24 protein-coding genes and 3 pseudogenes are annotated in these 26,202 nt (G+C 59.3%); 12 read left to right on the forward strand and 15 right to left on the reverse strand.

Annotated elements, in window-relative coordinates; genetic code table 11:
• Window positions 1–152: 152 nt before the first annotated feature.
• Window positions 153–581 (reverse strand): nuclear transport factor 2 family protein, encoded by a 429-nt coding sequence (locus JFT87_RS15580; RefSeq protein ID WP_201202550.1) that lies wholly within the window; start codon window positions 579–581, stop codon window positions 153–155.
• Here JFT87_RS15580 and JFT87_RS15585 point away from each other — a divergent pair.
• A complete protein-coding gene (locus JFT87_RS15585) occupies window positions 580–837 on the forward strand; it encodes a hypothetical protein (RefSeq protein ID WP_201202552.1) in 258 nt (85 codons plus the stop codon). The genes JFT87_RS15580 and JFT87_RS15585 overlap by 2 nt on opposite strands.
• A 259-nt stretch (window positions 838–1,096) precedes the next feature.
• Window positions 1,097–1,543, forward strand: coding sequence for an NUDIX hydrolase (locus JFT87_RS15590; protein ID WP_201202554.1), 447 nt, complete (start codon window positions 1,097–1,099; stop codon window positions 1,541–1,543).
• 252 nt (window positions 1,544–1,795) lie between these two features.
• Here JFT87_RS15590 and JFT87_RS15595 read toward each other — a convergent pair whose 3' ends face one another.
• Together JFT87_RS15595 and JFT87_RS15600 are read right to left on the reverse strand one after the other, a co-directional pair.
• Complete coding sequence (locus JFT87_RS15595) at window positions 1,796–2,662, reverse strand: CAP domain-containing protein (protein ID WP_201202556.1); 867 nt, start codon at window positions 2,660–2,662, stop codon at window positions 1,796–1,798.
• Window positions 2,663–2,860: 198 nt separating this feature from the next.
• Window positions 2,861–3,630 (reverse strand): annotated as a pseudogene (locus JFT87_RS15600) (alpha/beta hydrolase).
• A gap of 111 nt (window positions 3,631–3,741) precedes the next feature.
• Here JFT87_RS15600 and JFT87_RS15605 point away from each other — a divergent pair.
• Window positions 3,742–4,686, forward strand: coding sequence for an aldo/keto reductase (locus JFT87_RS15605; RefSeq protein ID WP_201202558.1), 945 nt, complete (start codon window positions 3,742–3,744; stop codon window positions 4,684–4,686).
• A 164-nt stretch (window positions 4,687–4,850) separates the two neighbouring features.
• On the opposite strand, the gene JFT87_RS15610 is transcribed toward JFT87_RS15605, so the two are convergent.
• Complete coding sequence (locus tag JFT87_RS15610) at window positions 4,851–5,744, reverse strand: LysR family transcriptional regulator (RefSeq protein ID WP_201202560.1); 894 nt, start codon at window positions 5,742–5,744, stop codon at window positions 4,851–4,853.
• A gap of 97 nt (window positions 5,745–5,841) precedes the next feature.
• On the opposite strand from JFT87_RS15610, the gene JFT87_RS15615 reads away from it, so the two are divergent.
• Window positions 5,842–6,318, forward strand: a complete 477-nt coding sequence (locus JFT87_RS15615; protein ID WP_201202562.1) for a (R)-mandelonitrile lyase — start codon at window positions 5,842–5,844, stop codon at window positions 6,316–6,318.
• Between the two features lie 72 nt (window positions 6,319–6,390).
• Here the strand turns inward: JFT87_RS15615 and paoC are convergent.
• From paoC to paoA, 3 genes and pseudogenes are all read right to left on the reverse strand, one after another.
• Window positions 6,391–8,588: pseudogene (gene paoC, locus JFT87_RS15620) on the reverse strand (aldehyde oxidoreductase molybdenum-binding subunit PaoC).
• A gap of 7 nt (window positions 8,589–8,595) precedes the next feature.
• A pseudogene (locus JFT87_RS15625) lies at window positions 8,596–9,540 on the reverse strand (FAD binding domain-containing protein); the annotation flags it as partial.
• On the reverse strand, window positions 9,537–10,160 hold the full coding sequence (paoA, locus tag JFT87_RS15630; RefSeq protein ID WP_201202564.1) for an aldehyde dehydrogenase iron-sulfur subunit PaoA: 624 nt from the start codon (window positions 10,158–10,160) through the stop codon (window positions 9,537–9,539). The pseudogene JFT87_RS15625 and the gene paoA, both read right to left, overlap by 4 nt.
• A 345-nt stretch (window positions 10,161–10,505) precedes the next feature.
• On the opposite strand from paoA, the gene JFT87_RS15635 reads away from it, so the two are divergent.
• Window positions 10,506–10,709, forward strand: a complete 204-nt coding sequence (locus JFT87_RS15635; protein WP_201202566.1) for a hypothetical protein — start codon at window positions 10,506–10,508, stop codon at window positions 10,707–10,709.
• 42 nt (window positions 10,710–10,751) lie between these two features.
• Here JFT87_RS15635 and JFT87_RS15640 read toward each other — a convergent pair whose 3' ends face one another.
• Window positions 10,752–11,027 (reverse strand): hypothetical protein, encoded by a 276-nt coding sequence (locus JFT87_RS15640; protein WP_201205213.1) that lies wholly within the window; start codon window positions 11,025–11,027, stop codon window positions 10,752–10,754.
• A gap of 296 nt (window positions 11,028–11,323) precedes the next feature.
• On the opposite strand from JFT87_RS15640, the gene JFT87_RS15645 reads away from it, so the two are divergent.
• Both JFT87_RS15645 and JFT87_RS15650 read left to right on the forward strand, forming a co-directional pair.
• Complete coding sequence (locus JFT87_RS15645; protein WP_201202568.1) at window positions 11,324–12,406, forward strand: hypothetical protein; 1,083 nt, start codon at window positions 11,324–11,326, stop codon at window positions 12,404–12,406.
• Window positions 12,407–12,408: 2 nt separating this feature from the next.
• Window positions 12,409–12,762: a DUF1428 domain-containing protein gene (locus tag JFT87_RS15650; RefSeq protein WP_201202570.1), complete on the forward strand. Its 354-nt coding sequence runs from the start codon at window positions 12,409–12,411 to the stop codon at window positions 12,760–12,762.
• 108 nt (window positions 12,763–12,870) lie between these two features.
• Here JFT87_RS15650 and JFT87_RS15655 read toward each other — a convergent pair whose 3' ends face one another.
• The gene (locus tag JFT87_RS15655) at window positions 12,871–13,065 is read right to left on the reverse strand and encodes a hypothetical protein (RefSeq protein ID WP_201202572.1); all 195 of its coding nucleotides are present in this window, start codon (window positions 13,063–13,065) and stop codon (window positions 12,871–12,873) included.
• A gap of 108 nt (window positions 13,066–13,173) precedes the next feature.
• Between JFT87_RS15655 and thpR the strand changes: the two genes are divergently transcribed.
• A complete protein-coding gene (gene thpR / locus JFT87_RS15660) occupies window positions 13,174–13,713 on the forward strand; it encodes an RNA 2',3'-cyclic phosphodiesterase (RefSeq protein WP_201202574.1) in 540 nt (179 codons plus the stop codon).
• A 263-nt stretch (window positions 13,714–13,976) separates the two neighbouring features.
• Here thpR and JFT87_RS15665 read toward each other — a convergent pair whose 3' ends face one another.
• The 5 genes from JFT87_RS15665 to JFT87_RS15685 all read right to left on the reverse strand — a co-directional run bounded on the left by JFT87_RS15665 (window position 13,977) and on the right by JFT87_RS15685 (window position 19,334).
• Window positions 13,977–15,074, reverse strand: a complete 1,098-nt coding sequence (locus JFT87_RS15665; protein ID WP_201202576.1) for a polyamine ABC transporter substrate-binding protein — start codon at window positions 15,072–15,074, stop codon at window positions 13,977–13,979.
• Between the two features lie 207 nt (window positions 15,075–15,281).
• The gene (locus tag JFT87_RS15670) at window positions 15,282–16,154 is read right to left on the reverse strand and encodes an ABC transporter permease subunit (RefSeq protein WP_201202577.1); all 873 of its coding nucleotides are present in this window, start codon (window positions 16,152–16,154) and stop codon (window positions 15,282–15,284) included.
• Window positions 16,151–17,065: an ABC transporter permease subunit gene (locus JFT87_RS15675; protein WP_201202578.1), complete on the reverse strand. Its 915-nt coding sequence runs from the start codon at window positions 17,063–17,065 to the stop codon at window positions 16,151–16,153. Before JFT87_RS15675 ends, JFT87_RS15670 begins: the two co-directional genes overlap by 4 nt.
• Entirely contained in the window at window positions 17,062–18,204 is a 1,143-nt protein-coding gene (potA, locus tag JFT87_RS15680; protein WP_201202579.1) for a polyamine ABC transporter ATP-binding protein, read from the reverse strand. Before potA ends, JFT87_RS15675 begins: the two co-directional genes overlap by 4 nt.
• A gap of 368 nt (window positions 18,205–18,572) precedes the next feature.
• A complete protein-coding gene (locus tag JFT87_RS15685) occupies window positions 18,573–19,334 on the reverse strand; it encodes a gamma-glutamyl-gamma-aminobutyrate hydrolase family protein (protein ID WP_201202580.1) in 762 nt (253 codons plus the stop codon).
• 280 nt (window positions 19,335–19,614) lie between these two features.
• On the opposite strand from JFT87_RS15685, the gene JFT87_RS15690 reads away from it, so the two are divergent.
• From JFT87_RS15690 to JFT87_RS15705, 4 genes are all read left to right on the forward strand, one after another.
• Window positions 19,615–20,991 carry a glutamine synthetase family protein gene (locus tag JFT87_RS15690; RefSeq protein ID WP_201189043.1) on the forward strand — a complete coding sequence of 459 codons (1,377 nt, stop codon included), beginning with the start codon at window positions 19,615–19,617 and terminating at the stop codon, window positions 20,989–20,991.
• A 283-nt stretch (window positions 20,992–21,274) separates the two neighbouring features.
• Window positions 21,275–22,765, forward strand: coding sequence for an aldehyde dehydrogenase (locus JFT87_RS15695; RefSeq protein WP_201202581.1), 1,491 nt, complete (start codon window positions 21,275–21,277; stop codon window positions 22,763–22,765).
• Window positions 22,766–22,879: 114 nt separating this feature from the next.
• Window positions 22,880–24,100, forward strand: coding sequence for an NAD(P)/FAD-dependent oxidoreductase (locus tag JFT87_RS15700; RefSeq protein WP_342367176.1), 1,221 nt, complete (start codon window positions 22,880–22,882; stop codon window positions 24,098–24,100).
• A gap of 356 nt (window positions 24,101–24,456) precedes the next feature.
• Window positions 24,457–25,005, forward strand: coding sequence for a cupin domain-containing protein (locus JFT87_RS15705; protein ID WP_201189038.1), 549 nt, complete (start codon window positions 24,457–24,459; stop codon window positions 25,003–25,005).
• Window positions 25,006–25,439: 434 nt separating this feature from the next.
• On the opposite strand, the gene JFT87_RS15710 is transcribed toward JFT87_RS15705, so the two are convergent.
• Complete coding sequence (locus JFT87_RS15710; protein ID WP_201202582.1) at window positions 25,440–25,727, reverse strand: fructose-bisphosphate aldolase; 288 nt, start codon at window positions 25,725–25,727, stop codon at window positions 25,440–25,442.
• Window positions 25,728–26,202 lie beyond the last annotated feature (475 nt).

Below are 26,202 nucleotides of genomic sequence, written 5' to 3' on the forward strand. Positions count from 1 at the left end.
TTTGAAAAAGCCCACTGAACCGGTGACGGTCAGTGGGCTTTTTATGCACTATCCCCCTGTAGGAGTTGCCGAAGGCTGCGATCTTGTGACTGTGATTTTAATAAACAGAATCAAAAGATCGCAGCCTTCGGCAGCTCCTACATTTTTGGTGGTCAGGGTTTGGCGGAGGCCAGATAGGCGCCGAGTCGCCGGCCCATTTCTTCGCCCAGCGCCTGCAATCCACTCAGCGGTCGCACCATCACTTCAAACTCGACAATCTTGCCGCGCTCATCAAAGCGGATCATGTCGATGCCTTTGAGCTCCTTCGCCCCCACCTTGGCGCTGAATTCCAGAATCACATTCAAGCCATCCGCTGTCGCCAGCTCACGGTGGTAATGGAAATCCTCAAACACGCCGAACACCGTATTAAGGATCATCGACACCACCGGCGCGCCGGGGTAAGGCGTGTGCGCCATCGGTGAGCGAAATACTGCTTTTGCATCAAGTAACTCGGGCAGGTCGCTCAAGTTGCCGGTGCGGATCATCTCGTGCCAGCGGTTCAGGGAATCGGCGACGTTGGCTTGCAGCTTCAACTCAGTCATGGGCACTCCGGTTATTTTTGTTGTTGTTCAGACGATGGCGATGACTGTAGATCAACACGCGAGCAGGGCAACCTTGCAGCAGTCCCCTGAATATCGCCCCATGTACATCCTGGAGCTGCCGCAGGATGCGATCCTTCCTTTCAATCTCGAAGAAAAGATCAAAAAATCGCAGCCGCGACAGGATCAGATTTCATCTGATACGCTTTTTTCGTTTCAATCTGACTCTGTAACCGGCTCAGTCACAGGCTCAGAATAGCTGCGCAGTCCGGTCACTCGCGACAGTTCTTCATCCCGAAGCGTCCGGTGCACCGCAAGCTCAGCATTGGAGAGAGCAATATGAACAAGATGGCTTTTTTCTCGGCGGATTTCTGACATTGACCATTCTGATCGGCTTGCTGGCGACCATTTCTCCGATTTGACCTCTCAACGACGTCCGAACGTGTGAAGTCCACAGGTTTTGCGCATTAATCATGTTTTAATGCCGCGCCAAAAAACTGCAAATGGACTTCACTCTCATGGCCGAACGGCGTATCCGTGCGCTCGCACTCTGTGTCTTTCATAGCAAAGGCCGGATCCTCGTCAATCAGTTTCACGACCCCGTCACACAGCAGACGATCTACCGTCCTGTCGGCGGTGGCATCGAATTCGGCGAAACCAGCGCCCAGGCGATTGCCCGAGAAGTCGAGGAGGAGTTGGGCTTTGCGATGAGCGAGCTTCGCTTGCTTGGGACGCTCGAAAGTCTGTTCGTTTACAACGGCAAGCCTGGCCACGAGATCGTCCAGGTGTATGACGCCCACTTCGCCGATACCAGCCTCTATGAGCGATCCCACCTTGAGGGGCACGAAAGTGACGGCGCTGCCTTCACCGTGCGCTGGCACGACAGCGCCAGCTTCAGCGAGCAGAAACCATTGGTGCCGGTGGGCCTAGAGAATCTGCTGAAGAACGCCGGGTTGCTTGACTGAATTCAGCGGAAGTTCTCGACACCTTCCGCCTCGTTGCGACGTGCAACGCCTCTCTCCTTCAAACCCACCGGGATGAATCCCTCATGGACTGGCCGGGCGCAGTCCGCAGACGATCCGCTGGGTGCGCAGATGGCCGAGGTCGAACAGGTGCGAAATGACTCTCCCTTCTCATGGAGCTGCCGCAGGCTGCGATCTTTTGATCTTGAAAAACAACATCAACAGATCGCAGCCTGCGGCAGCTACAGAGGGAAATCAGGGCGCGCCGAACAACATCGTCCAGTAGACGCCCTCGCTGCTGCGCGTATCGGTGGCAAAGGCTGCGCCGACCTGGGTGAACATCGGGTTCATCAAGTTGGCGCAGTGGCCGGGGCTGGCCAGCCAACCGGCCATCGCCTTGCTCGGTGAGCCCTGGCCGGCGGCGATGTTCTCGCCGATTTGCCGGCCACGGTAGCCAGCGGCCCTGGCGCGGTCTGCCGGCATATCACCGTCGGGGTCCTGGTGTGCGAAGTAATTGCCGTAGGCCATGGCTTTGCTGTGGCCCTGCGCGGCGGCGCCCAACGCGGCATTCCAGCTCAGCGGCCGGGCGGCGGCAAAACGCTGGCGACCACACATCCGCGGCCTGGCCCGTGCGGCGTTGACCTCGGTCAGCAAGGTCTTGCTCGTGGCTCGCGGGTCGCCCATGCGACTGTCGAGCAACGGCTGCGCCAGCACCACTTGCCACTCGCTGCGGGCGCGACTGATACCGATGTCGGCGTACTGCCCATCGAGCAGCGCCCCGCAGTAGCGGCCCTGCAGCATATCGAACGCCTCTTCGGCATCTTGCGCACCGACCAGGCGGATGGTGCGCACGCTCACCGCCGAATACCCCGATGATTTCAGCGCCTCGCGCATGCCGCCGCCATAGCGATAACCGTTCGGCAGCAGCAGATTCGACTTCAGCGCCAGCGGCGCGAGGCGTTGCGCGGGGCGCCTGTCACAGCGTTGCGGGTGGGCGCGGTAGTCATTGATGGCAGCCACCAATTGTCGTTCCGAACCGGCATGGGCGGTGGCGGCGAACAGCGGGGAAAGGATCAGCAGGCACAGCAAAACGAGGCGAGACGAACGAACGGCGTGGCGCATGGAGTGGATGGCTCGGGAGGAGGAAAAGCGGCGCGAGTAGGACTGGGGTTTTTTAACTTGGTTCAGAGCGGCAATGGCAAATGAATGGATATTGGCTGGGCTGGCCTCATCGCTAGCACGCTTTGCTCCTAGCAGGATCACGCAATCGCGTAGGTGCGAAGCTTGCTCGCGAAAGCACCCGGCCAGACGCTGCAGCCCTCACCGATTCAACATGTCTTCCATCCACCGCCAATATTCCCCGCGCTCGGAAATCGAGTTATGCCCTGAATTCGGCACAATCTTCAGCGTCGCCACGCCTTTGGGGAAGTTCTCCAGCAAGCGTTGCGTACTGTCCCGCGCAATCACCTCGTCGTCACTCGCGGCCAGCAGCAACGTTGGCACGCGAAGATGCGCGGCGTATTTGCCCGACTCGTAGCGATCCTTGAGCAACCATTTCACCGGCACCCACGGATACTGTTTCACGGCGATTTCTTCGAGGCTGTTGTACGGCGTCACCAGAATCAGTTTTTCCACCGGCCGCTGACTGGCCAGGCGCACCGCGACGCCCGAGCCGAGGCTGCGCCCGATGACGGCAACCTGCGGATGGCTGGCGTACACCTGATCAAACAGCGCCAGCGCATCCTCGGCAATCGACTCCTCGGAAGGCGAACCGCCGCTGCCACCGAAGCCACGGTAATGCAGGAAATACAACGCGTAATCGGGAAACGCTGCGGCGAACTCCGGCGGGTTGCGCGAGACGTCTTCGGCATTGCCGCCGAAATAGATCAGCGCCCGCGCCCCGACGCGTTCGCGCGTGGACACCCAGATCTCTGCGTCGGGCATCGATAGCTTCAGCCGAGACTGTGCAGAATCGACGGCGGCAGGCTGCGGAAAATAGATCAATGAGCGCTGAAAAAGAACAGCGCCGCACACAGCGCCAGGTACACGGCGACGATCAATACGACGAGTGACATCAGGGTTCGGGACATTCGGCTACTTTTAACGGGTATGAAGGTGTGCTGTCGCAGTGTAGTCCAGCGGTCAGGCCAGACTGCCTGCGCACACAACATGCAACAGATCCACGCAACGGGGTCACCAGCATGCACCACACTGAAGGGTACTCGCGCCGCCGACTGCTCACGCTGGCTGCCGGCGTTTCGGTAGTTTTCACGTTTGACCGGGCGCTGGCCACTGCCACGTTGCCGAGCGCCTCAGGAGGCCAGACCATGCAGACCCGCGCCATCCCTTCCAGCTCCGAGTTGCTGCCCCTGATAGGGCTGGGCACCTACCGCGGCTTCGATGTCGCGCCCGGTGACACAGCCTATAAACAACTGCCAGCGGTGCTCGACGAGTTGTTCAGGAAGGGTGGCACCCTGATCGACAGTTCGCCGATGTATGGCCGCGCCGAAGAGACCACCGGTGAGTTGCTGTCGATCCACGAACCGCGCTCGCCGGCCTTCCTGGCCACCAAGGTATGGACGCGCGGGCGCGAGGAGGGCATTGCGCAGATGGAAAAATCCTTCAGCCTGCTGCGCACCGATCGCATCGACTTGATGCAGATCCACAACCTGCTCGACTGGCAAACTCATCTGCCCACTCTGCGCGATTGGAAAGAGCAGGGGCGCATCCGCTACATCGGCATCACCCATTACACGCCCTCGGCTTACGATGAAGTGGAAGCGGTGTTGCAGGCTGAAAAAATCGACTTTCTGCAAATCAACTACGCCCTCGATGACCGTGGTGTGGAGAAACGCATCCTGCCGTTGTGCCGTGAGCGCGGCGTAGCGGTGATCTGCAACCGGCCGTTCGGCGGCGGTGGCTTGCTCGCGCGCCTCAAGGGCAAGCCGCTGCCAGCGTGGGTGTCGGATGTACAAGTCAACAGTTGGCCGCAATTGGCGCTGAAGTTTTTGCTCTCGCACCCGGCAGTGACGTGTGTCATTCCGGGAACGAGCAATCCGCGCTACATGGCTGACAATGCCGGCGCCGGGTTCGGGCCTATGCTGACGGATGCGCAGCGCCAGCAATTGATTGCGTTGGTGGGTTAGTCAGTCACGCCCAGACCTGGAACGCGCGGCCCAGCACCTGCGGCAAGCCCTGTAGGAGCCGAGCTTGCTCGCGAAAGCGGCGTATCAGCCAGCAACAGTGTCGACTGCAATGGCGTCTTCGCGAGCAAGCTCGGCTCCTACAGAAAGCGGGGATGGTTGTTGGGTCAGGGACGATAACGTAACGCCTCCAGCAACAACGCGAATGCCGGTGCGGCCTGGCGCCGGCTCGGGTAGTAAAGGTGGTAACCGGCGAAGGTCGGGCACCAATCTTCCAGCACTTGCACCAGGCGGCCGTCGGCCAGATACGGCGCGACGATATTCTCCGGTATATAGCTCAGGCCGAATCCGTCCAGCGCGGCGTCGAGCAACGGGTAGACGCCGTTCAGGATGATTTGCCCGGACACCCGCACTTTCAGGCTTTCGCCATCTTTCTCGAACTCCCAGCTGTAGAGCCCGCCATTGGTGGGCAGACGCAGATTGTTGCAAGCGTGGTCGGTCAGCTCACGTGGGGTTTTCAGGGCGGGGCGGCGGGCGAAATAACCGGGTGAGCCAACCACCGCCATGCGCATGTCCGGCCCGATGCGAGTGGCAATCATGCCCTGCGCAACGTCTTCGCCCAAACGAATGCCGGCGTCGAAACCCTGACCAGCGATGTCGACAAAACCGTAGTCGCAGCTGACTTCGACGGCAATATCCGGGTACTTCGGCAAAAACGCCTTAAGTACCGGGCGCAACAGCCAATCCAGTGAATGGTCAGTAGCATTGATGCGGATTTTGCCCGCCGGTGTTTCGCGCAGAGTGCTCAGGGCCGCCAGTTCCAGTTCGATCTCTTCGAAACGCGGGCCGATGGTCTGCATCAGGTGTTCGCCGGCCTCGGTGGGCGAGACGCTGCGGGTGGTACGGGTCAGCAGGCGCAGCCCCAAGCGGGCTTCGAGGGCGCGAATGGTGTGACTGAGCGCCGATTGCGAAACGCCGAGCTTGGCGGCGGCTTTGGTAAAGCTGCGCTCGCGTGCCACGGCAAGAAAGGCGAGCAGGTCGGTGGCGTTTTCGCGAAGCATTGATGAGTGTCCTGCATAAGTTTTTTCGAATTCTAGTCGATTATTCGCAGAGTACCGACCGGTAAAGTGAACGCACTGTTCATTTGGAGACACCGTCATGAATCCGCTAACCGCTTCCGCGCTGACGCTTTCCCTGCTGGCCGGCGAAGTTCAAGCCAATGAAAATCCGCGTGTGACCGTGATACCCAATGGTTCTCAACCTTCGGCCCGTGGCCCGGCGGATTGGTTCACTGGCACGGTGCGCGTCGACGCGCCATTCAAGGGTTCTGATGAGGCGCGAGTCAGCGGCGCCACCGTGACCTTCGAACCGGGTGCGCGGACGGCGTGGCATACGCATCCGCTGGGGCAGACGTTGATCGTGACTGCCGGGGCTGGTTTTGTGCAGGAGTGGGGTCAGCCGGTCAGGGAAATCCGTCCGGGTGATACCGTATGGATTGCGCCGGGTGCCAAACATTGGCATGGCGCACTGCCGACGACGGCGATGACGCATATTGCAATTGCTGAAGTGCTCGACGGTAACGTCGTGGAGTGGATGGAGCAGGTTAGCGATGAGCAGTATCCGCACGCGGATTAACGGTATTACCAGTGCACGACACACCTTGTGGCGAGGGAGCAAGTTCCCTCGCCACAAGACATCGCCATGGCTTCAGATCATCTCCGGCAATGAAGAGAGGATTTTGTCGAGGGTGATCGGGTAATCCCGCACCCGTGCTCCGGTGGCGTTGTAGATTGCATTGGCCACCGCCGCACTGACGCCGCAAATGCCCAGTTCGCCGACACCCTTGGCCTTCATCGGCGAGGAAATCGGGTCGGTCTCATCGAGGAAAATCACCTCTTGATGCGGGATGTCGGCATGCACCGGGACCTCGTACCCCGCCAGATCATGGTTGACGAAAAAGCCAAGCTGCTTGTCCACCGCCAACTCCTCCATCAACGCCGCGCCGACGCCCATGGTCATTGCGCCAATCACCTGACTGCGTGCTGCTTTGGGGTTGAGAATCCGGCCCGCCGCACACACCGCGAGCATGCGTCGCACGCGGACTTCACCGGTCGCCGCATCCACCGCCACTTCAACGAAATGCGCACCGAAAGTCGACTGCTGATACTGCTTGGCGAGGTCGGCGAATTCGATGCTGTCCTCGGCCTCGACGGCGCCATTTTTTGCCGCATCACGCAGCGGCAGAGTCTTGCCGCCGGCGCGCACCTGACCCTCGGCGAATTCGACTTCACCGCCGGTCATGCCCAGTTTCGTTGCCACGGCCTCACGCAGCTTGACGCAAGCGGCATAGACGCCCGCCGTCGAGCAGTTTGCGCCGAACTGGCCGCCAGAACCGGACGACACCGGAAAGCTCGAATCGCCCAGGCGCACGACCACGTTGTCCAGCGGCACGCCCATCATTTCCGCTGCCGTCTGAGCAATGATCGTGTAGCTGCCGGTGCCGATATCGGTCATGTCGGTTTCCACGGTGATCCTGCCATCGCGCTCCAATCGCACGCGCGCGCCCGACTTGATCAGCAGGTTGTTGCGAATGGCCGCTGCCACGCCCATGCCGATCAACCAACGCCCTTCGCGGCGCATACCCGGTTGTGCATTGCGCTGGCTCCAGCCGAACTTGTCGGCACCGGTTTGCAGGCATTCAATCAAGCGTCGTTGGGAAAACGGCCGCTCGGTTTTTACCGGGTCGACCTGGGTGTCGTTGAGGATACGGAACTGAATCGGATCGAGTTTCAACTGCTCGGCCATTTCATCCATGGCGATCTCCAGCACCATCAACCCCGGGGTCTCGCCGGGTGCGCGCATGGAATTGCCTTCCGGCAGGTCGAGCGGTGCGAGGCGCATGCTGACCTGCCGATTCGCGGCGGCGTACAGCAATTGGCTGGGCTGCGCGGCGACCTCGACTTTGCCATCGGCGAGATTGCCCGACCAGCCCTCATGCGCGATTGCCGTGAGTTTGCCGTCCGCCGTCGCGCCCATACGGATGCGCTGAATGGTGGCGGGGCGATGCGTGGTGTTGTTGGCCATTTGTGGACGGGCGAGGGCGACCTTTACCGGTCTGCCGGCCATGCGTGCGCCCAGGGCGGCGAGAATGGCATCCGCGCGCACAAACAGTTTGCCGCCGAACCCCCGCCGATGTAGGGCGAAATCAGCCGGACATTTTCCTTGGGTAAACCGAGGGTGGTGGCGATGTCGTCGACGCTCCAGGCGATCATCTGATTCGACGTCCACAGCGTCAGTTGATCGCCTTTCCACGCCGCCAGCGTGGCGTGCGGCTCCATCATCGCGTGGGACTGATCCGGCGTCGTGTAGGTCTGATCAAACTGCACTGGCGCGGCGGCGAAAGCCTTGGAGAAGTCGCCGTGACTGACGTCGGGCAGTTCTTCTTTCGGCTCGACGCCCTGGTCGCGCACGCTGGCCAGATCGAATTGACCTTTGGCGGCAATGTAATCGACCTTGACCATTTGCGCAGCGGCGCGGGCCTGTTCGAATGTCTCGGCAACTACCAGCGCGACAGCCTGGTGGTAATGCTGGATGTCTGGCCCGGCCAACAAATGCGCAGCGTTGTATTTGCCTTTGCCGAGCTTGCCAGCATTGGCCGCCGTGACGATGGCCAGCACACCGGGCGCGGCTTTGGCCTGCTCAACGTCAAGGTTGTTGATGCGGCCTTTGGCAATCGCTGAGCCGACCATGAAACCGTAAGCCTGATTGGCCAAGGCTTCGTGCTGTTCGTAAGCGTAGGGCGCCTGCCCGCTGGTCTTCAGCGGGCCTTCGATGCGGTCGGTGGGTTTGCCGATGACCTTCAATTGGTCGATCGGGTTGGTAGTGGCGGGCGTATCGAATTTCATGCCTGCTCCTCGCTTGCGCCAACACCGAACCGAGCGTGCGCTCGACCAGGGTCAGTTTGAATTGGTTGTCGTGGGTGGGCGTAGCGCCATCGAGCAGACGTTCGCTGACGGCTTTCGCGCCGTCGGGCAGCAGCGCTTCAGCGGCTTCGACCCGCCACGGTTTTGGTGCGATGCCGCCGACGGCGACGCGGCCGGTGCCGTCCTTTTGCACAATCAAACCGACCGAGATCAGGGCGAAGGCGTAAGAGGCGCGGTCGCGAACCTTTTGGTAAATGTGCGTGCCGCCGAGTGGTGCGGGCAGCGTGACGGCGGTGATTAACTCGTGCGCGCCGAGGGTGGTTTCGATGTTCGGTGTATTGCCCGGTAGGCGATGCAAGTCTGCAATCGGAATGCTTCGGGTGCTGCCGTCCGGGCGGACTGTCTCGACCTGTGCGTCGAGCAGCCGCATTGCTACCGCCATGTCGCTGGGATGGGTGGCGATGCAGGCTTCGCTGACGCCGATGATCCCGAGCGGGCGACTGAATCCGCCGATGGCCGAACAACCACTGCCGGGCTGGCGCTTGTTGCAGGCCTGATTCGTGTCATAGAAGTACGGGCAACGGGTGCGTTGCAGCAGGTTGCCGGCGGTGGTGGCGACATTGCGCAACTGGCCGGAAGCGCCGGCGAGCAGGGCGCGGGAGAGCACCGCATAGTCCTTTCTGATCCGCGGGTCGGCAGCCAGGTCGGTGTTTCGTACCAGTGCTCCGACTCGCAAACCACCCTCAGGCGTGGCTTCAATCCGGTCAAGAGCAAGGCCATTGACGTCGATCAGGTGCGTCGGCGTCTCGATGTTCAGCTTCATCAGGTCCAGCAGATTGGTGCCGCCGGCAATGAACTGCGAGCCGTTGATCTGCGCCGCCAATGCCGCGGCTTCGGTCGGGGACTGGGCGCGAGAATAGGTAAAGGGTCTCATGCGCTAGCCTGCGCAACGTCGGTGATGGCCTCGATGATGTTGGAGTACGCACCACAGCGGCAGATATTGCCGCTCATGCGTTCCTGCAATTCACTGGCGATCAGCCGGGGTGGTTCGGTAAGGCTGGGGCTGGCATGACTGGGAATCCCTTGGCGGATTTCCTCCAGCACGGCGACAGCGGAACAGATTTGCCCCGGCGTGCAATACCCGCACTGGTAACCATCGTGTTTGATGAAGGCCGCTTGCATCGGGTGAAGTTTTTCAGGACTGCCAAGGCCCTCGATGGTGGTGATTTTCGAGCCCTGGTGCATGACCGCCAGGGTCAGGCACGAATTGATCCGCCGACCATCGGCAATCACCGTGCAGGCGCCGCACTGGCCGTGGTCGCAACCCTTTTTGGTGCCGGTCAGTTGGAGGTGCTCACGTAGCGCGTCGAGCAGGGTGGTGCGATTGTCGACCTCTAACGCCCGTGGTTTACCGTTGACGTTGATGGTTACTTTGCTCATGGCCGGTTGCTCCAGATTGGCCGCATAGGCCTTGAGGCTGATGAACGGTGGCATCGCGAACGCCGTCGCGGTGACGGCGCCGAGGATCAAAAATTTGCGTCGGGAAATCGTCATGGTTCGATTCCTGTTCTCTCTTCATCAGGGCAGCAGGGTTGTGAATGGGCCGCTGAGGCACGCCGGCATGCTTGCCAGTCTCGTTCTACGAGTGACTGCTGGAGAAAGGAAAAGGTTTTTGCGGATTTTCGCTATAAAGTTATGCGCACAGCTCATCAATCTTTTTAAAAAGCAAAATCGAAAGACCGCAAGCTGCGGCGTAGACGGCGACAAACGGTCGGTAGTGGCCACTGAATCAACGCCGGTTTGACCGGTCGTATCTGCGGCTGCGCGCACCGCGTCCTGAAGGCGAGGGCAGCGCAGACCGATTCCGTCGTCAAGACCTTGGTTTTAGGGAAGTGTTGAATGAAGCGCGCTACAACGATGCTGCTGACCGTAACCGCCGCCGTATTGCTCGGTGGCTGTGTGGCGGATTTTGATGATGACCACCGTCATGGCCGGCACTACGATCGCGACCACGGACGCAATTACGACCATGACCGCCGTTGGGATGACCGCGATGACGACCGCCGCGACGGCCGTCGTTACCGTGATCGCGATGATGATTGATTGAACCGAAGAGGGCGCCCCGCAATGGGACGCCCGTTGTTGTTAAAAATGAGCGCTCGCCCGGACGCTGGATCGCGCAGGCACTGAGGCCTCGATGTCCAGCAAATGGGTGGCGAGTATGTCGCTCAGAAAGCGGAACTGATCGTTGATGCCGACCACTTCATTGTTGAAATGATTGCTGGCGGCGGGCATCAGCAAATCTTCGAAATCTTCGTTGAACACCAGTGCCTGGGTTTTGTGCGACACCGCGTGCTGGTCGTAAAAATTGTTGCCGAACACCGGGAAACTCACGGAGAGGGTGACGTGGGTGTGAATCATGCTGTGAACTCCTCGTTGCGTTTCGGATGGGGCAATCGTGCCTTTGGAGGGCGGCGTGCGGAAGGCAATCGTCGCGATGGTGTATATCGACAGCATTGATGATTCGGGTTTTGCGTTGTTGCTGATGGCCTCATCGCGGGCAAGCCTTGCTCCTACAGATGTGGCGCGGCCCCTGTGGGAGCAAGGCTTGCCCGCGATGGGGCCCTTGAGAGCAGCGTCAAACAACCAGACCAACGGCCCGACTCGCCCACCTATACTCAAATCTGCCTGCCAATCATTCAAAGGACTCAACCACCGTGAACCTGCGCGCGCTGCTGATCGCCGCACTGTTTCTGCTGGCCGGTTGCGCGACGTCGGTGCGAGCCCCGGTGGCGCCAATGCGGGCCGTGATGATCTCACCGGCCACCTGGCAGCAGGTGGACCGGGAGATTGTCAGCGCCTCGCAACAGGCCACCGAACAGGCCCGACAGTTCGCGCGTGGCTCAATGGAGCACTGGCGCACCCGGGTTTACGAACAGACCGAGGAGAAGTTCATCCCGTGGTTCAGCAGTTACTGGACCCAGGAATGGCTGTCGATGAAAGTCAGTGTGTACACCTTGAGTGCAGGCGGCGAGCAGGATGCCTCGACCAAGCGCTTGGCTGCCTATTTGCTGGAGCAGTATCAGAAGCGGGTGCTGGCGCCGGTGGCGGTGGAAATTGATCCCGACGCTATCCTCGCCCAAGCCACAGTGTTTTATGTGCAGACCCTTAGCCAGCAAATGCAAGTCATCGCCCAGCGCCATGGCATACCCATCGCGCAGCTCAACGGCCGGATTCAGAAAGTCCCCGCCATCGCCCTCGGACCGCCTCCGGCCCGGGATGCCTCGCTGTATCAAGTCGTCAGTACCGAGCCGCTGAACGCGTTGCCGGCTTACGCGGCGTTGATCGACACGATCCACAAGGCCGGCGGTGACAAAAGTATCGCCTCGCCAGATGCCGGCATGGCGCCGGTAGCCAAGCGCGTCAGCCAACGAATGGAGGCCGAGATGGCCCCTCGTGGCGCGGCCAGTGCGGTGGCTGCAGCCGCCGGCAAACTGGCCGGGGGCTTGATCTCGGTGGGCGTGGTGGGCATCCGCGCGATCCTCCAGGCCAATGACCGCCCCGACAGCGAGGCGCTGATTCGCAGCAGCCTGGGCAATACCTTCGACAAAGCCTGGCTGAAACTGGTGCAGAGCCCGACCACCGGGGTCATGGCTGGCACGCTGCACATGGCCGGGAAAGTAGAAAGCAGCCTTGGCGGGGGCGCAGAACCGTCGGTCGGACGGGGCGTGGAGAATGTCGAATGGCGCCCGCCGGATTCGACTACTCAGCAGATCGAACCCACCGTACAAGGAGAATAATCATGGCTTACATCGATATTTTTGTTGCACCGGTTCCGACCGCCAATCGTGAGCAGTACAAAAAACACTGTGAGATCGCCGCGAAACTGTTCAAGGAATACGGTGCAACGGATGTCGTTCAGTGCTGGGGCGATGACGTGCCGGACGGCAAAGTGACGTCGTTTCCGATGGCAGTGAAACTCAAGGAAGACGAAACCGTGATTTTTTCCTGGATCGTCTGGCCCGACAAGGCCACCCGCGATGCCGGGATGCAGAAAGTCATGGTCGATCCGCGCATGCAGCAGGACGTCAATCCGATGCCGTTCGATGGTCAGCGCATGGTCTTTGGCGGTTTCAAGAACATCCTTGAATCCTGAACCACGCACACATCCCTGTAGGAGCTGCGGCACGCTGCGATCTTTTGATCTTTTTTACAATCAACATCAAAAGATCGCAGCGTGCCGCAGCTCCTACAGGGAATGTTGTCACTCGGAGGAGGGGGTAACCCGGCAGCTCTTGCGGTTGCGGATTTCTTTGTCCGTCGGGCGTTCGCGGACGAATTCGAAGCGCGGCTCACCCTCGCTGTAATGCACCAGCCAGCCCCACTCCAACTCGGCTTCATTCTGCCCGGGGTTCGGCGGTCTGGCCCACCACGGCTCTTTGCTGAGGATCTCGCGCATGGCAGCCTCCGGTTGATGGCAATCCTTGAACTATAGCTTCCTGCCACGAGTCGTCAGATCAGGCTGTGTAGAATCGGGGCCGACGACGATGAGCGAAGGAGCAGGGCCATGATCGATGAAGCGCGCAGGGATGAACCGTGCAAACGGCTGTTTTTTGCGTTGGATTGCCCTCCGGCGCAACGCAAGGCAATTGCTCAGTGGCGTGCTGATCTGGGCTTGCGAACCGGTAAACCAGTGCCGGCGGACAATTTTCATCTGACACTGCTGTTTCTCGGTGCGGTGCCGTTGGCGCAAATCAATGAGGTCTGCGAGGCCGCCGGCCAAGTGCGTACACCGGGTCAGGCCTTACGGATTTCGCTGGATCGTTTGCAGGTCTGGCATCGCTCCGGGGTGCTGTCGTTGGCACCGGAGCAGGCACCACAAGCGTTGCTGCGGCTGGTTTATGCGCTGGAGCAAGCGATGTTGCCGTTCGGCTTTGAAGAGTCGGCACGTGAGTTTCGCCCGCATCTGACATTGGCTCGGGACTACCGAGCCCCGGAGCCGGAATCCGCTACACCCGCAGAGTTTTTCCTGCGCGCTGAACGGTTTGCCCTGTTCGAATCGCACAAGGGCCGCTACCGGGTTTTGCAGGATTGGCCGCTGGCTTGAGCCCACAAAAAAAAGCGCCCGAGGGCGCCTGAAATTCACCTTGACCGAGGAAGCCAGGTGAGGCCGTTCGAAGGAAAAGCAGCGGTGGTAAGGCGCTGCGTGAACGGGAAATCTGTCATGTCTTGCACATCCCCTGTAGGAGCTGCCGAAGGCTGCGATCTGTTGATCTTGCTTCTAAATCAAAGTCAAAAGATCCTGCGGCAGCTCCTACAGGGGGTAGTTGATTGATCGTTCCCACGCGGTACGTGGGAACGATCATCGGGTTATTTACCGAGTTTCACCCGCGTCCAGCCCCGGGTCATGACCCGCTGAATGCCGATTGGCATGTCCGGGATGGCATACAACGTCGCCATCACTTCTTGCGGCGGGTACGAGCCTGGGTCGTCACGAATCGCTTCATCCACCAACGGCGTCGCCGCCGCGTTGGCGTTGCTGTAGCCGATGTTGTTGGTGATCTCGGCGATGATGTCCGGGCGCATCAGGAAGTTCATGAACAGGTAAGCGTTCTCGACGTTCGCCGCGTCCCGTGGGATGGCGACCATGTCGTAGAAGCTGCCAGCGCCTTCTTTCGGGATGCTGTAGTCGATCTTCACCATGTCGCCGGCCTCTTTGGCGCGAGCCTTGGCCTGCAGCACGTCACCGGAATAACCGACCGCCACGCAAATGTTGCCGTTGGCCAGGTCAGAGATGTACTTCGAAGAATGGAAGTACGCCACCGACGGTCGAATCTTCATGAACAGCGCTTCAGCTTCAGCAATCTGGCCCTTGTCCTGTGAATTCACCGGGTAGCCCAGATAGTGCAGGGCGGCCGGGAGCATTTCGGTTGGCGAATCCAGGAAACTGATGCCGCAGGCTTTTAGCTTGGCGGCGTTTTCCGGTTTGAACAGCAGGTCCCAGGAGTTGGTCGGCGCGTTGGCCCCGAGTACTTCCTTGACCTTGGCCGGGTTGAAACCGATGCCGATCGAGCCCCACATGTACGGGAAGGCGTGACCGTTATCCGGGTCGCTGGCCGATGCGTTTTTCAGCAGCACCGGGTTGAGGTTTTTCCAGTTCGGCAGCTTCGATTTGTCCAGCGTCTGGTAGACGCCAGCCTTGATCTGCTTGGCCAGGAAACTGTTGGACGGCACCACGATGTCGTAGCCGGATTTACCGGCCAGCAAGCGGGCCTCAAGGGTTTCATTGCTGTCGAATACATCGTAGGTCACGCGGATGCCGGTCTCGTCTTCGAACTTCTTGACGGTGTCCGGGGCGATGTAATCCGACCAGTTGTAAACACGCAGAACCTTGTCGTCGGCCTGGGCAACCGTAGCCATGGCGCCCAGTAAGGACAGTGTCAGCAGAGTCCTGCCAAACATTTTCATCGGTACAACTCCATTCTTTTTATTCAAAAACTTTAATCAAAAGCACAAACCAGCTGTACACATAGGCTTGTGGCGAGGGGGCTTGCCCCCGTTGGGTTGCGAAGCAGCCCCCTATGCTTCCCGGACAGACCGTGTCCACAGGTTTGACGACTGCTGCGCAGCCGAACGGGGGCAAGCCCCCTCACCACAGTTGTTCATCGGTGTTGCTTAGGCAGTCGCCGTTGCCGGCTGTTGCCACGACTCGTTTGCCGTCTGGTCCATCGCTTCCTGGATCGCACGTTTGCGGGTGGCTTCGGCGCGGCGGCTGAAGCACCAGACCATAAACGTGACAATCGACACCGCCAGCAAAATCAGACTGGCCACAGCGTTGATCTCCGGTTTCACACCCAGACGCACCGCCGAGAACACTTCCATCGGCAAAGTCGTAGACCCCGGACCAGACACGAAGCTCGCCAACACCAGGTCATCCAGCGACAAGGCGAACGACATCATCCCGCCCGCCGCCAGCGACGGCGCGATCATCGGAATGGTGATCAGGAAAAACACCTTGAACGGCTTCGCACCGAGATCCATTGCCGCTTCTTCAATCGACAGGTCCAGCTCACGCAGGCGGGCGGAGACTACCACCGCCACATAGGCGGCACAAAACGTGGTGTGGGCGATCCAGATGGTGACAATGCCACGTTCCTGCGGCCAGCCGATCAGTTGCGCCATCGCCACGAACAGCAGCAACAGCGACAGACCGGTGATTACCTCCGGCATCACCAACGGCGCCGTCACCAAGCCACCAAACAGCGTGCGACCCTTGAAGCGTGTAACGCGGGTCAGCACGAATGCCGCCAGCGTACCCAGTGCCACCGCCGCAATCGCGGTGTAGCAGGCGATTTCCAGCGAGCGCATTACCGAGCCCATCAGTTGGGTGTTGTCGAGCAAGCCGACGTACCACTTCACCGACCAGCCGCCCCACACTGTCACCAGTTTCGAGGCGTTGAACGAGTAGATCACCAGAATCAGCATCGGCAGGTAGATAAACGACAAGCCGAAAATCAGCATGAACTTTGAAAATCCGAAGCGTTTCATCCCCGTGCCTCCATCTCTTTGGCCTGGCTGCGGTTAAACAGCAGAATCGGCACAATCAGGATCAACAGCATCACCACCGCCAGGGCAGACGCCACCGGCCAGTCGCGGTTGTTGAAGAACTCTTGCCACAGCACGCGACCGATCATCAGGGTCTCCGGGCCGCCCAGCAGTTCCGGAATCACGAACTCACCGACCACTGGAATGAACACCAGCATGCAGCCGGCGATAATCCCGTTCTTGGCCAGCGGCACGGTGATTTTCCAGAAGTTGTTGAAGTTGCTCGAACCGAGGTCCGACGCGGCTTCCAACAGGCTTTGATCGTGCTTCACCAGGTTGGCGTACAGCGGCAAGACCATGAACGGCAGGTAGGCGTAAACCACCCCGATGTACACGGCGGTGTTGGTGTTGAGGATCTCGATGGGTGACGAAATCAACCCGGTCCACATCAGGAATGCGTTGAGCAAACCGTTGTTGCTGAGGATGCCCATCCACGCATAAACGCGGATCAGGATCGCGGTCCAGGTCGGCATCATGATCAGCAACATCAGGACGTTTTGCGCTTCCTTGCTCGCCTTGGTAATCGCGTAGGCCATCGGGAAACCGATCACCAGGCACATCACCGTACTGAAAAACGCGACCTTCAACGAACCGAGGTACGCCGAGATGTACAACTCATCCTGAGTCAGCAGCGCGTAGTTGCCGAGGTTCAGCAGCACTTGCAGCTTCTGGTCGACGAAATTGTAGATCTCGGTGTACGGCGGAATCGCCAGCGCCGCTTCCGAGAAGCTGATCTTCATGACCAGGAAGAACGGCAGCATGAAAAACAGGAACAGCCAGATGAACGGAATGCCGATCACCATTTTGCGCCCGCTGGGGACCAATCTCAGGAACTGCTGATTGAAGGTTTTCATGAACGCAGTACCACGCCGCTGTCGTCTTCCCACCACACGTAAACCTGGTCGTCCCAGGTCGGACGTGCGCCCCGGCGTTCGGCGTTGGCCATGAACGACTGGACGATCTTGCCGCCAGGTAATTCGACGTAGAACACCGAGTGGCCGCCGAGGTAGGCGATGTCATGCACTTTGCCCTTGGACCAGTTGTAGCGCTGCTCGGGCTTGAGGGTGCTGACCAGCATTTTTTCCGGGCGGATGGCGTAGGTGACTGACTTGTCCTGCACCGAAGTGCTGACGCCGTGACCGACGTAAATCTTCTGTTCCAGGTCCGGGCTGTGGATGATCGCGTGACCTTCGAGGTCTTCCACAACGGTGCCGTCGAAGGCGTTCACGTTGCCGATGAATTCGCAGACCATGCGGCTGACCGGCGCTTCATAGATGTCGACCGGGCTGCCGATCTGGGCGATCCAGCCCAGGTGCATGATCGCGATGCGTTCAGCCATGGTCATGGCTTCTTCCTGGTCGTGGGTCACCATCACGCAGGTCACGCCGACCCGTTCGATGATTTGCACCAGTTCCAGTTGCATCTGCGAACGCAGTTTTTTATCCAGCGCGCCCATTGGTTCGTCGAGCAACAGCAGCTTCGGACGTTTGGCCAGGGAGCGGGCGAGGGCGACGCGCTGACGCTGACCGCCGGACAACTGATGGGGTTTGCGTTTGGCGTATTGGGTCATGTGCACCAGACGCAGCATCTCTTCAACGCGGGCGTCGATTTCGCTGGCGGACAAACGATCCTGCTTCAGGCCAAAGGCGATGTTCTGCGCCACGGTCATGTGCGGGAACAGCGCGTAGGACTGGAACATCATGTTGATCGGCCGCTCGTAGGGCGGCATGTCGGTGATGTCCACGCCGTCGAGCATGATCCGCCCTTCGGTCGGGCGCTCGAAACCGGCGAGCATGCGCAGCAGGGTCGATTTACCAGAGCCGGAACCACCGAGCAGGGCGAAGATTTCGCCCTGATAGATTTCCAGGGACACATCGTCCACGGCGGTGGTTTCGTCGAACTTCTTGGTCACGCGATCGATTTTCACCAAGACCTTTTTCGGTGCCTGGTGACCTTCAAGAGCCTTCCTGTAAGTGCTGGAGGCATTTGCCATGTGAAACTCCCAACAGGTTTCAGTCGTCGGGCCAACGCGGCCTGACTTAATAGTTGATTGCAAGCCTGTAAACGCAATGTCAGTCGTTACACATCCCTCTGTAGGAGTGAGCCTGCTCGCGATGAGGCCGTCTCAGTCGACATCTTTGTTGACTGGTCTATTGCTATCGCGAGCAGGCTCACTCCTACAGGGGAATTGCGCATGCCTGACTGACCTTGCACTGCCGAGGGCTTATTCGGCGCCGCCGTCCTGGCTGCCTGGTAGTACTTGTTGTTATCGCGGTGTGTTGTTTTTCACGGATGACGGATGCGCAAAGGCACACCCGGCATTCGTGGGGGCAGTAAATCGTTACGTATTTCTGGGTTGGGTCAGCGCGAGTTGCGCAGCGCCGCGCGTTTGCGGCACGCGTCACCAAACGCCTGGAAAATACTCAAGTAAGGAGGCTTGCTCAGCACCTGCCATTCCGGGTGCCATTGCACGCCGACCGCGAAGGTCGGGCTGTGATCCACCGAAATCGCCTCGATCAAACCGTCCGGCGCAATCGCTTCGGCGCGCAGGCCGGGAGCGAGTCGGTCGATGCCCTGGCTGTGAATCGAGTTCACCTGGAACACCGTCGGCAGACCCATGGCTTCGAATACGCCGCCCGGTTGCACAGTCACCGCATGAGCCGGCGCGTACTGCACCGCCAACTCCGGACTGTCCTCCTCGCGATGATCGAGCATGCCGGGCAATTCGTGGACCTTCTGATGCAGGCTGCCGCCGAACGCCACGTTCATCTCCTGGAAGCCGCGGCAGATGCCCAGCACCGGCACGCCGGCGGCAATCGCTGCGCGCAATAAAGGAAGAGTCGTGGCGTCCCGCGCCGGATCGTGATCCGTGCCGGGTGCGCTGGCGGGGCCTTGATAGTGGAAAGGTTCCACATTCGAGGGTGAGCCGGTCAGCAACAGACCGTCGAGCTGCGCGAGCAGGTCCTCGATTTCGGTCAGTTCGCCCAAGGAAGGAATGACGACGGGCAGCCCCAGAGCCGCGACGCTGACAGCACGCAAGTACTTGTCGCCGCTGATGTGGTAGGGGTGCAGGCCAATCTGTTTGACGCACGCTGTAACGCCGATCAATGGCTTGAATGCCATTTTTATCACCTCGAAGTTTCACACTTGAACGAGCTTTTCCGGAGCTTAGCCTTGTTGATTTTAATTAACAACTCTCATGTAAAAAATTCTAAACGCCGGTCGTCCGATCCTCAGGATTTACACGGTGCGCAGGACTTCCCTGGCACTCGCGTGCCCATAAAAGGCCCGAAAATAAAGGTTGAAAGGCCAAGTGTTCGCTATTGACTTCACTTTGTCTTTCGGATTGACTGGGCTCGTGAACATGAAGTGAACATAATAATTAACAGCTAATAGGTGCATCATGTCGGTCCCTCTGCGTGCCGTTCAACTCAACGAAGCAAACGCATTCCTTAAGAAATATCCTGAGGTTTTGTACGTCGACCTTCTGATTGCGGATATGAACGGTGTGGTGCGCGGCAAGCGCATCGAACGCACCAGTCTTCATAAGGTTTACGAAAAAGGCATTAACCTCCCGGCGTCGCTGTTTGCTCTGGACATCAATGGTTCTACGGTGGAAAGCACCGGCCTGGGTCTGGACATCGGCGACTCAGACCGAATCTGCTTCCCCATCCCAAACACCCTCAGCATCGAGCCATGGCAGAAGCGCCCAACCGCGCAACTGTTAATGACCATGCACGAACTCGAAGGCCAGCCGTTCTTCGCGGACCCTCGCGAAGTACTGCGTCAGGTCGTGAGCAAGTTCGATGACATGGGCCTGACGATTTGCGCAGCCTTTGAACTCGAGTTCTACCTGATCGACCAGGACAACGTGAACGGTCGTCCGCAATCGCCACGCTCGCCAGTCTCCGGCAAGCGTCCGATGTCGACTCAGGTGTACCTGATCGACGACCTCGACGAATACGTCGATTGCCTGCAAGACATCCTCGAAGGCGCGAAAGAGCAGGGCATTCCTGCTGACGCCATCGTCAAGGAAAGCGCCCCGGCGCAGTTCGAAGTGAACCTGCATCACGTCTCTGATCCGATCAAGGCCTGCGACTACGCGGTGTTGCTCAAGCGTCTGGTGAAGAACATCGCCTACGACCACGAGATGGACACCACCTTCATGGCCAAGCCGTATCCGGGCCAGGCGGGCAATGGTCTGCACGTGCACATTTCGATTCTCGACAAAGAAGGCAACAACATCTTTGCCAGCGAGGATCCCGAGCAGAACGCCGCACTGCGTCACGCGATCGGCGGTGTGCTCGAGACCCTACCGGCGCAGATGGCGTTCCTGTGCCCGAACGTCAACTCGTACCGCCGCTTCGGCGCGCAGTTCTATGTACCGAACTCGCCAAGCTGGGGCATCGACAACCGTACCGTTGCGGTACGTGTGCCGACAGGTTCCGCGGACTCGGTGCGCATCGAGCACCGTGTTGCCGGCGCCGATGCCAACCCGTACCTGTTGATGGCCTCGGTCCTGGCCGGTATTCACCACGGCCTGACCAACAAAATCGAGCCCGGCCCACCGGTCGAAGGCAACAGCTACGAGCAGAACGAGCAGAGCCTGCCGAACAACCTGCGCGATGCATTGCGCGAGCTGGACGACAGCGAAGTCATGGCCAAATACATCGACCCGCTGTACATCGACGTGTTCGTGGCGTGCAAGGAAAGCGAGCTGGCCGAGTTCGAGAACTCCATCTCCGACCTTGAGTACAACTGGTATTTGCACACCGTCTGATGGGTTAAGGCCCTCAAAAGCCGAAGAGCCCCTCACCCTAACCCTCCCGAAACGTCGGACCGCCCGGAGGGAGAGGGGACTGACCGAGTTGTCTTGAGATATTCAGCGACCTGAACGATTCAGTCGATTATGGATTCGGCAAGGAGCTTTCAGGTCGGCGGAGATTTTAAGCATCCCCCGGTCGGTCCCCTCTACCCCTGGGAGAGGGCTAGGGTGAGGGCAGCCATCTCAAGCCAGACGCAACAATCCGACACCCCCAATTCCCCCTTGTCGAGTCACAACAATGACAAACACTCGCAGCGACTGGGAGCAACGCTTTCAGTCCTTAACAATAGAAGGCCGCGCCTTCATCGACGGTCAGTACCGCGCAGCACTGAGCGGTGACACCTTCGAATGCATCAGCCCGGTAGACGGCCGCTTTCTGGCGAACGTTGCCAGCACCGATGAAGCCGACGCCAACGCAGCCGTAGCGGTTGCACGGCAGACCTTCGAGTCCGGCATCTGGGCGCGTTTGGCGCCAGCAGAGCGCAAGCGCATCCTGATCCGTTTCGCCGACCTGATCCTGGCGAACCAGGAAGAACTGGCGCTGCTCGAAACCCTCGACATGGGCAAGCCGATCAGCGACGCCATGAGCATCGACATTCCAGCGACCGCCAACGCGATCCGCTGGAGCGCCGAAGCCATCGACAAGATCTACGACGAAGTCGCGGCCACGCCGCACGACCAACTCGGCCTGATCACTCGCGAACCAACAGGCGTTGTCGCGGCCATCGTGCCGTGGAACTTCCCGTTGATCATGGCCAGTTGGAAGTTTGCCCCGGCCCTGGCGGCGGGTAACTCGTTCATCCTCAAGCCTTCGGAAAAATCGCCACTGACCGCGATTCGTATCGCGCAATTGGCGCTGGATGCGGGCATCCCGAAAGGCGTGTTCAACGTCTTGCCGGGCTACGGTCACACCGTCGGCAAGGCGCTGGCGTTGCACATGGACGTCGACGTGCTGGCCTTCACCGGCTCGACCGCGATTGCCAAGCAACTGCTGATTTACGCCGGGCAGAGCAACATGAAACGCGTTTGGCTCGAAGCTGGGGGGAAGAGTCCAAACGTGGTGTTTGCCGACGCGCCGGATTTGCGCGCGGCAGCACAAGCAGCCGCCGGGGCGATAGCCTTCAACCAGGGCGAAGTCTGCACCGCCGGTTCTCGTTTGCTGGTGGAGCGCTCGATTCGCGAGCAGTTCATTCCGCTGCTGGTGGAAGCACTGCAAGCCTGGAAACCGGGGCACGCCCTCGATCCGGAAACCACCGTCGGCGCAGTCGTTGATCAGCGCCAACTGGACAACGTGTTGCGCTACATCCAGATCGGCAAAGACCAGGGCGCGCAACTGATCGCGGGCGGCAGCCGTACCCTCGAAGCCACCGGTGGCCTGTACGTGGAACCGGCAATTTTCGACGGCGTGACCAACGCCATGACCATCGCCCGGGAAGAGATTTTCGGCCCGGTGCTGTCGCTGATCACCTTCGACACCGAGGAAGAAGCGCTGGCGATTGCCAACGACAGCATCTTCGGTCTGGCGGCGGGCGTGTGGACCAGCAACCTGAGCAAGGCCCACACCTTCGCTCGCGGCTTGCGCGCCGGCAGCGTCTGGGTCAACCAGTACGACGGCGGCGACATGACTGCGCCGTTCGGTGGCTTCAAACAGTCGGGCAACGGTCGCGACAAATCGCTGCACGCGTTCGACAAGTACACCGAGTTGAAAGCGACCTGGATCAAGCTCTGATTTTCTACAGCGGTGGTCGCTTTTGATGAGCGACCTTCGGAGAACAATAAAATGAAACAGCAACACGTAAACAGCTACTACGCCGCGACCCGTAACTAATTCAGCGACTTCCCGGTGCTTGAAGAACTGGTTGAGTGCGACGTCTGCATCATCGGTGCCGGCTACACCGGTTTGTCCTCGGCACTGTTCCTGGCCGAAGCCGGCTACAGCGTCACCGTGCTCGAAGCCGCCAAAGTCGGTTTCGGCGCCAGCGGTCGCAACGGCGGCCAACTGGTCAACTCCTACAGCCGCGACGTCGACGTGATCGAAGAACGCTACGGCGACAAGACTGCCGAAGTCCTCGGCAGCATGATCTTCGAAGGCGCCGATATCATCCGTCAGCGCATTCAGCACTACGACATCCAGTGCGACTACAAGCCCGGCGGCATCTTCGCTGCGCTGAACAAAAAGCAACTCAAAGGCCTGGCCGAGCAGAAAAGCAGCTGGGAACGCTACGGCAACAAAAACCTGAAAATGCTCGACGCGGCGGACATCCAGCGTGAAGTCGGTTGCGACAACTACGTCGGCGGCCTGCTCGACATGCAGGGCGGCCACATCCACCCGCTGAACCTGGCGCTCGGCGAAGCCTCAGCGATCATTGGCCTGGGCGGCAAGATCTACGAACAGTCGGCGGCGGTGGAAATCACCTACGGCGAACCAATCACCGTGCGCACCGACAAAGGCGTAGTCCGGGCCAAGTACCTGCTGATCGCCGGCAACGCCTATTTGCCGCAAGACCTCGACAACCGCGTGACCCGCAAAAGCATGCCGTGCGGCTCGCAAATCGTCGTCACCGAACCGTTGTCCGAGAAGGTTGCGCGCAGCCTGATCAAAAACAACTACTGCGTCGAAGACTGCAACTACCTGCTCGACTACTACCGCCTCACCGCCGACAACCGCTTGCTGTATGGCGGCGGCGTGGTCTACGGCGCCCGCGAACCGGATGACATCGAGCAACTGATCAAGCCGAAAATCCTCAAGACCTTCCCGCAACTCAAGGACGTGAAGATCGACTACCGCTGGACCGGCAACTTCCTGCTGACCATGTCGCGTATGCCGCAATTCGGCCGCATCGAGAAAAACGCCTACTACATGCAAGGCTACAGCGGCCACGGCGTCACCTGCTCGCACCTGGCCGGCAAACTAATCTCGGAAATGATCCGCGGCGACGCCGAACGCTTCGACGCCTTCGCCTCGCTGCCTCACATGCCGATGCTCGGCGGCCGCACCTTCCAGGCCCCGCTCACCGCCATGGGCGCCGCGTACTACGCACTGCGCGATCGCTTCGGCATCTAAGCCTGCCGCAATCCCACAGGGGATCCAAGCCAAGCACAAAATCTGTGCCCAGCCGAGATCAAAACTGTGGGAGCGGGCTTGCTCGCGAAGAGGCCGTATCAGCCACCTTCAATACCCCCTGAAACACCGCAATCCCAAGCAAACCAACCCCAAAACTCACGCACCAAAACCGATCAACATCAGGCCCACCAGCCTTTTTCACCCACCACCCATCGAACCTGCTGAGCAACACGAACAAACGTGATTTAATACCCGCCTTTCACTTTTCCGGGACAGGGAAGCGGTGTTCCTCGCGGCCAAAAGTCGCCCGCCATCCACCCCCATAACCCCTTAAGTACTTCACACATAAGGCTGTCATGGACACGGGCTCACGACTCAAATTAGTACGCGAAAGCTACAAAATGTCCCAGCGCGAGCTGGCCCGGCGTAGCGGCGTCACCAATGCCACCATCTCCCTGATCGAACAGAATCGCGTCAGTCCCTCCGTCAGTTCCCTCAAAAAACTGCTTGAAGGCATCCCGATGTCTTTGGCGGACTTCTTCACCTTCGACCAACCACCGCGTGAGCATCAATACGTGTTTCGGGCTAACGAACAGCCGGACCTCGGGCGTCACGGGCTGCGGTTGCTGCTGATTGGCGCTTCGGTGCCGAGCCGGCAGATGCGCTTGTTGCGCGAGCAGTACGCGCCAGGGGCTAGTTCTGGTGAAGAGCCAATTGTTCACTCGGAAGGGGAAGAGTGCGGGCTCGTGACTCGGGGCACGGTGGAGTTGACGGTTGATGGGCAGATTAGTGTGCTGAATGCCGGGGATGGGTATTACTTCCCGACGACGCTGCCGCATCGGTTTCGGAATATTGGGGCGGATGAGGCGGAGATTATTAGTGCGAACACTCCAGCCAATTTTTGAAAATACTTTCTCCAAGTACGAACTTTCCCGTTATGGAGACTTGGCTTCTTGTCAGTGAAAGTAGAGAGGCGGCTAGGCCTGTTTCATTAAATAGGCCTAGCCGTTTTTAAGTTTTAATTATTTCTTTTTGCTTTGCTGTAACTCTGCACCAGGATCGCTGCAGTTTTGGTTTTGGCAATGCTGTGGAGGAGCGTGTTCCGTAACAATAAAATCCCCCTTGCAGCTCCACGTGCTGCACACCTGTCGCACCATACTTCGTGTTTTATATCGTATCCGTTGATATTCCCTGCTTTCATCTCATCTCTCCTTAAGGTTGTATGGCTTATCATAACGCTATCAAATCGCTATCGCTATTTCCATTCCCAATCGCAGATAGATGGGGCTATCTAAAAAATATAGGGTGAAATGACAGCCATTTTACGAATTTGTTTCTTCTACGTTGCAGTCTCAAACCCACGCTGTTCAATCACCCGAAATACATCACGCACATCCTGGACCATGATCCGGGCGATGTTGGTGACGGTGTTGATGTCGTTTTCGGCGTAGTCCGGCAGGCTGGTGCAGGCCATGAGGTTGAGGTATTTGAGGACGGCGTTGAGGCGTTCGCTGACGCAGTTGTGGAGTTCGCGTATTGGGGCTTCGGTGTCGATGAGGAGGACGGGGTAGTCGGTGGCGAATTGGGACATGGGGGTGAAGCGGCGAGGCGGATTGTTCGTTGTCATAGGATCAGCTCTTCAAAAGATACGAATTGCCACCTTTCTGCTGCGAAACAAATGGGTGGCAGCTATGTGCGGGTTCGCAGACCGGAGAAGAGACTAAAACCGGCAGACCCGAAGGTCTCCCACACACAGCCGCCATAAAACGTAACGGTGGCGAATTTTGCCACAGTTGCTATTTGACGGTGTGTATCACTTCTACAGGGCTGCGAAACCCTCGCTGACTGCGGTCAGCGACAGTCACTCTAGGCCGCAATGTCGGCATCCACAATCGACCTGTAGGACGCAAACCCATCCTTGTGGCGAGGGGATTTATCCCCGCTCGGCGACGCAGTCGTCGCAATCCGTGGCGTGCGGCGTATCTGGAGAAATGAACTCGCCGGGATGGGGCCGCTTCGCAGCCCAGCGGGGATGAATCCCCTCGCCACAAGGGGTGTTTTCCTACGCGTTTTTCAGACTTCAAATTCGGTCGAATCTCAAA

The sequence above is a fragment of the Pseudomonas sp. TH15 genome, assembly GCF_016651105.1.
Classification (GTDB): Bacteria; Pseudomonadota; Gammaproteobacteria; order Pseudomonadales; family Pseudomonadaceae; genus Aquipseudomonas.